The organism is Nocardia suismassiliense (assembly GCF_900269665.1).
GTDB lineage: Bacteria > Actinomycetota > Actinomycetes > Mycobacteriales > Mycobacteriaceae > Nocardia > Nocardia suismassiliense.
In genome coordinates, this window is the sequence record NZ_LT985367.1 from 1 (window position 1) to 13,663 (window position 13,663).

Below are 13,663 nucleotides of genomic sequence, written 5' to 3' on the forward strand. Positions count from 1 at the left end.
GGCCAGGCGGGCGCCGGGTGGGCTCGGCGCCCGCCTGGCCGGGCGGGAGGGACTCGACACCGACGAGATCGGACGCGGCACCGCCAACCAGCGCATCGCCGCGATCAGTGAGCTCGCCGACGAACTGACCCGGCGCGGACTCGGGACCATCCGCGTCGCCGCAGTCCGCGACGACGAACCCCCCCTGGCCACTTACCTGCACGACATCGCCCACAGCTATGCCAGCAGACGCCTGGAGCTCAAGCGCGCCAACGCCGAAGGCGCCTATGCGCGGCCCGGTGATCAGCGATGGCAGATCCCGCCGCTGACCACGACCGCCACCGACCCCGGTCAGGGCAAGGCCATGCTCGCGCGATCGCTACGGGCCGCCGCGAACGCCGCCAGCAACAGCCACGACCAGACCGCGCTCACCACCGCCGCCGACGCGCTGGTCAATCGGTCGTGGGCGTCCTCGGGCGGACCGCTGGCGGTGGCACGCCAGCTCGCCGACCCGGGCATCGTCGACGCCGCCGACTGCTTCCACGAGCAGATCGACGACCGGGTCGAGGCCTTGGCCGACCTGGCCGAGGCCCTCGACGAGCTCGGCCACGCCGATATCAAGCTGGCGTCGGTCACGGACCAACCGATCTTGACGATCGGCACCTACCTACGCACCGTCGCCACCACATACAGGTCCGCCCGCATGGTGGCCGACCCGGAGACCGAAGAGGTCGACCCGCAACGCTATTCGACCCTTGACCTGGAATTGGCGGCGGAAGCGGCGCCGCTGCGCGCGGCGGCGCGAGCCTACGGCTGGGACGTCGCCGAGCTCTGGCAAGACGCCACCGACGACCGATACACCCGCCAGTACCTGCTGCGTGTCGGACAGGACAGCGACCACGGGCCGCGCCAGTACGAGCTGGTGTGGGCAGCGCTGCCCGACGGCTCGGTGGTCTTCCTGGCTTCGAAGTCACGCGCCCGGCACCTCAACGCCACCGAGTTGAGCTACTGCGACCCGAACCCAGGGATCGTGCTGCACCAAATCCTCACCCCGGCAGCAGATCTCGCCGACCCCGACCCAGCACGGAATGCGGACGTGGCCGCCTTGACGGCCAAGGAGGCTCACACCCAGCAGAGCTGGCTGCTCGCCGAGGGACTATGTCTTCCCTTCCACGGCACCGTCGACGCGGAAATCCTCTGGCACAGAACCGTCCTGGCGTTGATCACGGCCCGCCGCGATCAACTGCCTCCCCCCGCCCGCGGCGACCACGACGCCGCCCGCACATACAACGACCTGGCCGCGCTCCACGCTGCGGCCACCGACGGTCTCGATCTCGCCGTGCGGGCTTCCGGCGTCGCCAGCCTGGTTCAATCGCCCTACGAGGACGGCGCGTTCGCCACCCTCGACCAGCGCGCCATTCGCGAAATCTTCAACTCCCTGCACGCCGTCCGCACCAGCACCAGCCGAGCGAACCCGAGCACCGCGATCTATCAGCAGGACTGGTCGAACCTGCACGCAACGCTGGCCCACAGCGGGCTCTCGCCCGAACACCACCAGCGGTGGATCAGCCTGGCCCGCAAGCTCGTCCCCGATCACCTGCGTGCTTACCTGCCCACGGCGCCACCGCCCGGCATCGAAAACACCCGAACCACCACACCCTCGGAGCCCGGCCCGCTGACCAGTCAGCGGCTGATCCTCGGCACCGGGCCCGCGCGCACCGAGATCGCCCTGGCGCCGGGCTACGAGACCCTGATCGACAGCCCCGACGCAGGCGTGCATCTGCTCGACATCGGCGGGCAGCGGTTCGGCATCGTCGATATCGACGCGACCCGCAACCGGAATCTGCTGGGCAACGGCGGGGAGCTCCCGTTCCCGTTCCGGGTGCATCACACCTGCCGACACACCCACGGAAACGGTTCCAGCACATGGGTTCTTGACGACGTGATCGGCAATGCCCGGACCCCGGCGCAGGCGATGGAGACCTTGCGGCACCACCAGGAGTTCATCACCGAGCACGACGCCCACGACGTCGTCGCGGATCCGGCGCGGGTGCGCGGCTGGGCGCGGGACGCCGCCGAGCGCAACCCCGGCCTGCCCGCCGAGGCAGTTACAGTCGCGGCGTTCGCGCTGGCCTACGGATGCGTCGTGACCAGCCTCACGCCGGACCAGCACCGCGGCTGGACAGAACACGACGGGCACCAGCGCTACCTGTTGCGGATCTCCGAGCACCCAGCGCTGCGCCGACCGCGCTCGTTCGTGTTGCCGTGGATCCACCACACCGACGGCACCTACCGCTACGACCTCGCCCACGCGGGAGTGTCGGTCCCGGCGGTGGAGCAGACCATTCTCGCGCGCCGCCTGTTCGCGGTGCCCCGGGATCCGGGCGCCGCGATCGACGCCCTCACCAGCCACCCCGGACTCGCCGTCACCGTGACGGAACTCGGGCAGGGCTGGGGTAGCGCTGAAACGCCGCCGCAGGCGGTGATATTGGGTCCGCCAGTATGTCGGCGTTTCGCCGAGCGCATCATCGCCGACACGACCACCTCGTCCGCGCTGGCGCGCCTGGCTGCCATCGGCAACGCCGAGTTGTATCGGGGTCTGGCCGGCCGCCTGGCCGCCGACCACACCGCTGGCATCGCTGAGGAGCTCTACAACTCCACCACGATTGCCGATCCGGATGAGATGGGAATCGCTCAGCGGCTGCGCTATTACGACGATGGACCCGTTCTGTGGGAGGTCGCCCGTCACGTCGCCGCCGCGGTCTGGGCGACGCATTCCCCGAACCCTGCCACGGGGACACCTGATGTCGTGGTGGATGAGTCGGATTGGGCGTCGCTGCCGCTCACCAACGGCTACTACAACGGCATCTCCGAGGTTGCCGCCACGGCCGACGGGGGAGTGGTCCTCGGCGTGCGGGCGGCGTGCCGCCACTTCCAGCTCGACTACACCCCGGACGGAACGTATCGGCTGCGCGAGCGGAACCCGCAGGGCGGTCTGGACGATCTGCCCGACCTCTCCGCCGCGGTACAGGCCCGGCCCGCGCACGTGTGGTCGGTGATCGACCGGTATGTGCGCGAACAGGACCACGCCGAAGCCGAACTCCACCAGCACCATTGGCAGACCAGAATTCCGGCGTTCGATTCGTGGGAACGAGTCGCCGCCGAGAACGGCTGGGACTACAACATCGAACGGATCTCTGGCGCGGACGGCTTGACGTGCTGGATCACCCTGACCCGGGTCAGCCTCCGAGGCAGCTGGCAACTGGGGCTGCCGTGGCGCCTCGACACCGACTCACAGGAACTGCGGTTCCAGCCCGAGCAGGCCGCATGGACGATCACCTACGACGGTGAGTCCCACCCTCGCCCCGCCAGCGACCTCGCCGCCGTCGAGTGCCTCGTACGGCTGGCGCCGCTGCTCGACATCGCGCCGGCCACCGCACTGTTCGCGGCCAAGGCCCACGCCGAAGGCTGGACCGTGACCGGGCCCGCCGCCGCCGGCGGCACCTGCACCGTGACCGTCGCCTGCCACACCAAACGCGGCGAACGCCACTACGACCTCGTCTGGGCCCATCGCCACGGAGTCTGGGAGTACGACCAAAAGGCCTCGGGTGCAACACATCTCAAACGGCCACCCAAGCTCGAACAAGTCGAGGCCGACCTGGCCCGCCACGGCCGCCGAGTTCCCCACACACTCGACCTCGATGCCAGCCAGGCTCAACCCGCCGCCGCCGTCGAACCGGAATGGGCCGCGCAGCTGCCCGAGGAATTCGTCGCTGTCGTGCGGCTGGCGCGCCGCAGCGGCTACGACGTTGTCGAAATGCCCGGCCTCGGCGGCGCTATCCGCGATTTCATGATCGAGGGTATCGCGACGGCCGCCGACATTCAGCACGTCATCGAACGCCGCTTCCTTCTGCGACTCGAAGGAGGCAGCGACGGCTATCGCTACGTCGAACAACATTCCCGTTACACCCGGAAATTCGACGGGGCCGAAGTTGCATTCGCCAACCCCACCCTCGCCAAGGTACGGGCAATCATCGGCGAGTACCCGACCGTGGTACCGGCTACCACCGATGTCGACGTGCCGATCCGCCGCCTCGACGCGCCAGCGCAACCTGCGCCGCTGCATCGGGTAGAAGCCGCCTTCGGCTCAACGACCGATCAACGTCCGGTGTCGGTGGACAGGGTCGCAGTGGCCGAGCAGGTGACGGCCGCGCTGTCGCGTTGGGCTCCTGGCGAAGTCGTGACCTCCGAGACCCGGGCAGCGGTGGATTCCGTCACACCGGAATGGGTGCATTCGCTGCTGCGGCATCGCGGCTACCGGCCCCTGAACATCGTCGGCGCCAGCATGTGGGGTAGCCCCTTCGACCGGTTCGACGACGTCCCCACCCGCAGCAACACCCAGGAGTACTGGGGCCAGGTCACCCACATCCTGACCGAGCTCGCCGGGGGAGTGTCCAACCGCAACCCACACACCGGCCAGCTCAACGTCGAACGCGTCTACACCGACCCGCAGCGGTGGAAGCTGGTGGTCGCCGACCTCGCGGCGGCCGCCCATTTCACTGACACCGAGCTGGCCGAAATCCGTTGCGCCGCAGACGACTACGCCCACCAATACCGGCGTATCGGTGACGTGGCCCGCTACCTGGTCGAAACCCACCTCCACGATTTGCAGTCGCGGCACGGATACGACCCCGTGCACCAGGCCGCGAGCACCTATGTGGCGCTGCATCGCCGTCAGGTGCTCGAATGCCCCCCGGCCGCCGCCGAGCGCCGCCGCCAGGAGCGCCAGCAAAAGGTCGCCGACCAACTGCGCGAGGCGATCACCGCCTATGACCGGCTCGATTTCGACGGCGCCGAGTCCCTGCTCGACGCCGCCGAACTGATAGACCCGACCTGGACACCGGATGACGGCATCGGCGCCCCTCAGCTGCGGACGATGATCGGTGACACCGCGCCGGTCACCGAGAAGATCATCGCCGACGCGGCGGCCGACCCACGGCTGTCGGGGTTCGCCACCGACGCCGGGCAACAGCACTACCGGTTCTTCGCCGCCACCGCCGCGGCTCAAGCGCTGGCCGCGCTCTCCACCCATCGGACTGAGACGGGGGAGATTCGCGGTCAGATACTCGACCACGCCCGCGGCGACGAGACACTGCGCACCGCGTTGATCACCCGGATCGCCCAGCGTGGCTGGCGGGCGAGTCAAGGCGGCGAGATCAGTGAGGATTTCACCGGCGCACTGGCACTGAATCCGGAGGCCGAGCTGTTCGCCGGGGTCGTCGGCTACTGCGAAGACCACACACCGATCATCGGCCTGCACACTCCCCACCAGCAGTACCGGCTGATCTGCTCAACCGTCGGAGCCAGCCTGCACCACGTCGAGCTCTACCGCCAAGACGGCGAGGATCTGATCGCCGTCGCCACGGTGCCCGGGGCGGCCATGGCCGAGCGGATGCTGCCTGTGCTGCGTACGGACCTGCAGGGCACGGCGGCGGAGTCAGGCACCGGTGAGGATCCCGCCGCCGGCGCGGTGCGCCCGAGTCCGGGCTGGTTCGAGCACACCCGAGCCTTTGCCGGACTGGCGTACCCGGCCCGCGAGATCGCCGCCGCCGCGGCGGCGTGCGGCTGGGACAACATCGCCCCACCTCTACACCCAGGTACCGACCTGCGACTGCATCTGCAGAAAACCCTCGACGGCGAGGACTGGCAGATCAACCTCGTATGGCCGGTCGGCCACGACGGCGAATCCGCGCAACCGACCTCCGGATTCACCACGGTCGGTGGCAGATGCGACTGGAAGGCCCCCGAGCTGGTCCGCGCGTTGCGGGTCATCCAGTCCGCCGATCTCGGCCACAACCTGGCCCGCCACTTCCACCGCAAATACGAAGCCGCGCAACAGGCTCGGGACTACGCCGACGCTGATGCGCGGTTGCACTCCCATCATCGTGATCGTGTCACTATCGCGATGTGGCAAGCAGCGGTGCTCAAGCAGGCCACCGACCTCGCGGTCACCGGCGACACCGGACACGGCGCCGACCAACTCGACCACGCCACCAAGCGCCTGGCCAGTGCGCACGCAGCCGCGATCCTACGAGCTCGACTGCTGCAGAGCCACTTCGACGGCCCCCTCACCGGCCCCCTGCCCAGGCGGTTGCACGACGCCGCTCACGCGATCGATCACCTCATCGACCACGCCGCAGCCATCAGCGCGCAGTTGCCCGACACCGGTCTGGTGTGGAGTGTGGCCATGGCTGGTCGTGATCTGTACCGGGTGTTCGGCGCTGCGGCGGCGCGCGAGCCTGTCCTGGCCTACCTCGACGCACATCCGGAGACCGAGGGCATCGAGCCCGGGGCGCTGGCCCGCGCGGTCGCCGAGCTGCGGTGGCCGGAACCTTTCGCGGTTGGCGACGACTCGAGCGCCGACCTCGATCACGCATTCGAGCGGATCGGTCCAACGGTCGACCTGTCCGAACGCAATCCCGGATACGGATGGGATGTCGAGTTCTGCGTGGGGGAGCGCAGGTATCTGATCAAGAAAGCCACCAAGCTGGGCGGCGGCTACACCGTGGTCAAGCTTGCTGCCGAGGATTACGCTCGCCCCGGCGCGGAAGCCGACGAACTAGGCCACGTCCGGGAGGCCGCGCAGATCCTGCCGTTGATCCGCGCACACGCGCTCAGCACCGCCGAGAACACCGCATCGGCGCTGGCCGCCGAGCTGATGCCCGAAGCCCAGCCGCGGAAGGCCGTCGAGGCTCCTGCAGATCCTCCTGGGCGCCAGCATGATTCCCAGGACGGGCTGAGCGCCGAGCAACGCACGTATCTGACTGCGGCGGTGTCGGGGCAGCGCAACCTGTTGGACGACCTGACCGAGGTCGCTGATCCTGCCCTGTATCGGGCACTGGCGCCGCTGATCGCCGATCAGCTGATATACACCGCCGCGACCGCCGCTCACATCTCCATCACCTCGGCCGACCGGGTCGCACTGGCGCACTCGATCGCTGCCGAGGCGTGGCCGCAATCGGAGCCGGGCGGGGACACCCTTGCCTTCTATCCGGCCTTCGAAGCATTCGGCTCCCAGGTCATCACCGACGTCGACGACGAAGGCGATGTCATCTACGAGCTCGACCTCACCCTCGGCGACCGGCCGTTCACGATCCGCGCCACCGGCGACCCATCCGCCGGCTACGAATTGTGGTCCCACCCCACCGACGAGGAACTCTCAACCGGCGGCGAAATCATCGAGCTCGGACGCGTCGGCACCGCCGAACAGATCCTGCCCACCCTGCGGTCCTGGGAACACGAGTCCACCAGTGAGTATGCGTGCTGGGTGGCACCGCAGTTGCTGCCGGCAGACACGACCGCCACCCTCCAACGGGCCCAGGACAACGGCTGGGCGGGTGAGCCGGACTTCGCCGTCCTGCCGCGCGGCGAGCGCGTGCTGCATCTGCACCTGAGCAGAGGAGCCGGACCCGCTGCCCAGCAGCTGAAGCTGCGATGGGACATGGCCGGGACCTACGGCCCCTACACCTACAACCCGTCCCGCTCCACCTGCATCCCACGCGGACTAGCCCCCGCTCCTGATCTCCGGTTCGCTGACGTTTTGACCGTGCTGGCATCAGCGGCACCCGGCCCCGTGACCGAACCGGCGGGCCAGGCTGGCACCGCGATCGAACCCACCTCTGGCCCGGGTGCCCGCACCGGGGACGGCGAGCAGGCATCGCTGTTCGACGCCCCACCGCAGGCCTCGGCCCTCACCCAACCGGCAACCCACGAAGACAGCGCGGCGGGCGGCGCGGCCGTCGCTCCCGTCGAACCGTTATCAGCGACCACCACCAGCACGCCTGCACTCGACGACCCGAGCGCCGTGGTCGCAGAGCTGCACCGCGTCGAGATCCAGGCACGCGAGGCGATGTTCGCTGCCGAGGACGCCGTGCATCGCGATCGAGGCGGGCGGGGGCGTCGCGTGCCGCGGATCAGTGAGCGCCGCGACCTCATGCTCGCCTACCGCGAGGCGAAGCTCGCTCGGCTCACCGCGCAGCTGGCGCTGGCCCAGGAAGACAGCGACGAGGCCGCAGCGCTGCGTCGAGAGCTCGAATGGCATGAACCACAGCGGGATTCGGACAGAGCCGCCGCCGATTCTCGGCAACGGATGCACACCCATCTGCGTGAGCTCGCCGGGGAAGTGATCGAGCAACTGGATCCTCAGCAGTTCGGTGTCCTCGAGGACCGCATCGACAATCTGACCTACTCGGTCCACGACGAACGCAGCGATCCACCGGAAGACTTGTCCTGGCGGGTCACCTACCACCGCGACCGGCTCAGCGAACTTCTCACCGAACTGTCGTTGCCACCAGCTGACATCGCGGAGGTTCTGCGCCGCGCCGGAGCCCCACTCGACACCGACATGCCCGGCGACGCGGCGAGCGAACCACGGCGTGAGGACCACGCGAGCGCCGCAGCAGTGCAGGCTCCGGCCGCGCCCAGCCCCGCCTCCACCGCCGGGTCCGCCGCTTCGGTGGTGGTGGAGGCGAGTCCTGGGCGGATGCTCGACGGCGAGGACTACGCGCCCAGCGCGCAACAGCAAGCCATCTACGACCCGGTCCTGGCTGGCCGGGATGTGAAAGTCCAAGCTGCGGCGGGGTCGGGAAAGACATCAACCTTGGAAGGGCTGGCACGGCGTATTGCCCTGGCCGACCCGTCGACTCGGATCGTCTACATCGTGTTCAACAAGAGCGTCCAGGTCGAAGGCAGCGAACGGATGCCCGGCAACGTCGAATGCCGCACCGGCCATTCCATCGCCTATCGGTGGGCACCGGACTACCTGCAGCAGCGCGTGCAGAACAACAGCAACGACCCGGCGAAGAAGGCGCTGCGGTTCCCCGAGGACATCGCCGATCACCTCGGCATCGTCGATGAGCTGGTCACCGACGACAACGACGTGATGGGACCCGCCGAGCAGGCGCTGGCTGTCATGCGGACCGTCGAGGTCTACGCCAACAGCGCCGACGACAGCATCAGCCGCCACCATCTACCGCCGCGGGTCCGAAGCCTTGCTCCCACAATCCAGGACCGCATGGTCGCGATCGCGGGTCGGGCGTGGGCGGATCTGAGCGACCGCAACGGCCGACTCCGGCTGAACAACGACCATGTACGCAAGATGTGGGCGCTGGCGCGCCCGGATCTGACCCAACCCGGATGGGGATTGACACCGGCCACGGTCTTGTTCCTCGACGAGGCGCAGGACACCCCACCGGTGCTGGCGCGGGTGATCTCCGAGCAGACGATGCGCAAGGTCTTGGTCGGTGATCAAGACCAGGCGATCTACGGGTGGACCGGTGCCATCGACTATCTGCGGACCGCCACCGCCGATCTGGAACTGCCACTGACGACCTCGTGGCGGTTCGGTCCGCAGATCGCCGACCTCGCCAACCGATACCTGCAGCTACTCGGGTCCGACAAGCGCGTCATCGGCGGCGGGGCGGACTCGGAAATTCTGCCCGAATCCAGCATGAGCGGCGCTGACGCGATCCTGGTGCGCTCCAACGGGGCCGCGCTGGAAGAGATCGAACGCGAACTTGCCGCCGGACGCAGCGTCGGGGTCCCGACCGGCACCAAAGCCGACCTGCGCTCGGTCGTGGACACCGCCCGCTATCTGCAAGGCAAAGGCCGCCCCCCATGGCGCGGCATGCATGACGATCTCGTCCAATTCAACACCTGGGCCCAAGCGCAGACCGCGGCGGAACGCGGTGACGACCCCAAAGTCACCATGCTCGTGCGGCTGATCGACAAGCGCGGCATCAACGAGTTGTCCGAACTGATCGATCAGCTCCGCGAAGTCGGAAAGCCGCTGGAAGGCATCGACTTCCGTGACTATCCCGTAGGGCTGGTCGCCGAGGGTGAGGGCACCTTCGCGGCCAAAGATCACCTCAGTAGAGCCGGGTTCCGGTACCGGCCCCATCCCAGCGGTCGCTTGCACCAGGCCGGATCCAAGATGGGCAAGCCGATCCATGCCTGGATCGCCGCGGGCGGACCGGCGCGGCGCCAGGCGATCCTGGCCCGCGCCAGGGAATTGGCCGCGAAACACGACTACGTGGACGTGATGGTGTCCACCGCGCACAAGGCCAAAGGCCTGGAGTGGGATCGCGTGCGCATCGGCCGCGACTTCAAAGGCCCCACCATCGACCCTGGCACTGGGGAATTGACGATGCCCGGACCGGAGGAACTGCGGCTGGCCTACGTCGCGGTGACCCGCGCCCGCAAACATCTCGACCCCGGCTCGCTGTCCTACGTCTACGACCACACCGACCCCGACGGTGGATTGCCCGGGACCGCACCGCAGATCCACGCGCACACCACTGCCCCTGCTGACGCCAGAACGAACCGCGCTTCGGCGGCCGAGCTCGCCCATGCTGAGCTGATTCAGCCCGATCCCGCCGCCAGCGCCTACACACAGGTGCTGATGTCGATCGAAACAGGCTCCGACGCAGCCGATCTCATCAATGCCGCTGCAGCGCACCCGTCCATCGCGGACTTCGCGGCCGACGCCGACCCGAACGACTACTGGCTGTTGGGTGCGACCGCGGCCGAACAGGCGCTGCTCGACACCGTGGTTGCCTGGCACGCCGACGCCAACCAATCTCCGGCCCGAGAGACGCTGTGCCGGGCGGTCCGCGAGGACGCGCGCGCCCGGGCCGCGTTGACCGCCCGGGTCACCGCGCAGGCGTGGCGGGGAGCCCACGCGGTCGCCGATGAACAATATTGGCCCCCCGCGCTCGGCCTGGACGCCGACACCGAACGCTTCCTCGGCATCACGAGCACCAATGACGCCGGCGCGGTGCTGATCGGCGTGCACGCGGGCGGGCACCGCTACACCCTGACCCGGGATGACCGCAGCGGTGAGTACACCGTCTACTACGGCGACGGATTCGATCAGGTGCTGCACCTGCTCGTGGCCGGTGAGGCACCCGACGCGTTGGCGGCGCTGCGCGGGGACCTGCGCACACGAGATATCCCGGCACGGCCCGACCCGGCCGTGTACGAGCAACGCCGCGAATACGTCAGCTTGCCGTCGCCGGTGCGCCAGATCGCCGCCGCCGCGGCCGCGTGCGGCTGGAACCATCACACCGACACCCGCGACGGGCTGCTGTGGCTGGAACTCGAAGGCGGCGTAGCCATCGAGAGCAGAGCCCTCCTGCCGATGCGGATCAGCATGGCCTGGGCGCCGCAGCCCGGCGGCGGATATCGCTACCTGCCCAACCGGATCCGCGGTGAAATCGACGGCCGCACAACCGGTTTCACGACCCTGCACCGAGTGCTGCAACTGCTGCAATCCACCGACCCGAACCAAGACCTCGCCGACTACTTCAGCCGCGGCTATCAGCTGGCCAGCGCCCGAGCGTTGTCCGCCGCACGCGCGAGCACCAGCGCCAACGTGCGGGAGATGCGCCTGGACGTGGCCGAAGCCGAGGCCTCGGTGCTCGCCGTACAGGCCAGGCTCGCCTTCGACGACACCGACGACACCCACAGCGTGCGCCGCACGATGATCGACACCGACACCACCCGCCTCGAAACCCACCGTGCGGCAACCCTATTCGCCCGCATCACCGCCGCCTTCGACGACGACGCAATTGGCCCGGCACGCACCGATCATCCTGATATCGCCACTGCCGCACGCACTCTGGCCTGGCGAGTCGCGGCGATGCCCGCCGACACCGACACCTGGCTCACCGAATTCGCCGACACCCTCACCGGCCTCGACGTGCACCGCGACCAGGTCGCCGCCGCTGTGTGGGCCGTCGATGAGATGGCCGACCAGTTGCTCAGCCCGCCTGCACCACCGGAGCTGCCCGCCGGGCGAGCGGTGCCCGTCGAGCTGATCGAGACGGCCACCGCCGCGCACCGGCGCGGCTACCAGGTGATCTACGGCTGGCCCGGGCGCTACGCCGATCGGCTTGTGGTGCTGGAGCTGCTCACCGGACCCGGCCCCGACTACAGCGCCATCACCGCATACTGGGAATCGACCCCAGAGGGCGAGGCTGTCTTCGACAGCGAACAATCCTCCATCACCACCGTCGATGCCTCCGGCGAGCACACCACCCGGAATATCACACTGGAGCAGATCCTCGACGCTGTGCACGGCACTGCTGCACAGGCGGCGACAACACCGGTGCAAGAGGCCGAAACTGCCTCAGGCTCAACGGAACTCACCCCCGCAGGCGACACCCCGGCAGCCGACGGCGTCGAGCCCAGTGCGCACCTCGCACCCACAGCCGGATTTGGTGAAGACTCGAGCGAAGCTCGGCATCAGCTGGGCGAGCTGATCAGTGCCGAACGCCGCGCGCGTATCTACCTGACCCGAGCGCACACGGGGCTCTCGGCGCGGTGGCCGTTGACCTACCTGCAGGGCCGCTACCTCGCTGCTCGGCAGGCGCGCCTGGAAACCCACCGCGGCATCGTGACCGACCCCGCCGAACAAGGGAGGCTGGACCGGCAGCTGAGCACAACCCAGGCCGCCCGCCAGCACAACACCGAATTCGAGACCGCCCGCACCGAGCTGGTCGCCTGGACCGCTCAGCCCGCGGCGTGGACCTACCTCAGCGGCGAACATCTGCAAGCCGCTCAAGAAGCAGTCCACGCTGCCCTGGAAGCGGTCGCCGCCGGCCAGACCGGTGACACGGCCCAGCGCCAACACATGGAACAGGTGTTCGGCGCGGTGCAGGGCAGGCACTGGGACGGTTCCCACGCCGTGCAGCAGGCCGTCAGTCGCCTCGATTACATCGAATTCACTTACCGGACAGCTGATTTCGACGTCATCGAATCAGGCTCGCCCGTCCTCGGGGATGCGCCCGCCGAGGCCGAGGAATTCGCCATTATGGCGGCGGTGCTCGGGGGGACGCCCACCGGGGCTTGGGAACATCCTGCGACCGGGTACCCGAGCTATCGGTTGACGCTGCACGACCCCAGCGCGCCGAGCGAGCTGCGGCTTGAGCTGTGCTGGGAGCACACCGACGACGGCACGGTCTACCGGCCTGGCTCGAGCCGCGTCGTCGAGGACGGCAAGGTCCAGGTTCTGCTGACGAGAACCGATGCGATGGACCGGTATCTGCGCGGCGAATACCTCCGCCCCGCCGGCGTGACCGCGCTGACCGATCAGCAGCAGGCCGATCTGCTCTACGCCGCGCTCAGGCGGTTCCCGCTCGACAGCACGCTGCACAGGCTCGCCTTCGACGCCCACACCGGCCTCTATGCGGCACTCGCCGGGGCCGCCGCCAACCAGAGCCTGCGCGAGATCCTGGACCGGTTCCTGGACAGGCCTGGGTCTGTGAGCCGACCCCGCACCAGTACGGGTGCCGAACTGGCCGCGCTCGCCGCCACCGCTATCGAATCGGATCCGTTGCGGATCAGGTTGGCCCAACAGGCCGCCGCCCTGGTGTGGCACGGCCAGCTGCACCCCGCCGGTAGCGGCGCCATGTCCAGCATGGAAGCCGATTTCGAGGCCACCGACTGGACCGACCTGCCCGTTGATGTCCTGGACTTCGATCGCGGGGAGCGCATCGAGTTCGTCCTGGTGCCGTCGCCTATATCGAACGAGGTCCGCATCACCATCGGCGGCAAGACCTTCCGCATCACCGGCAACACCATTCATGCCGAGGGTGATCGCGAATTCCCCGCCCCGATGACCCGC

1 protein-coding gene is annotated in these 13,663 nt (G+C 68.7%); it reads left to right on the plus strand.

What is annotated here, in order from left to right; translation table 11 throughout:
• A partial coding sequence (locus DBO33_RS42245; RefSeq protein WP_159080861.1) for a UvrD-helicase domain-containing protein occupies window positions 1-13,663 on the plus strand: 13,663 nt, incomplete at both ends.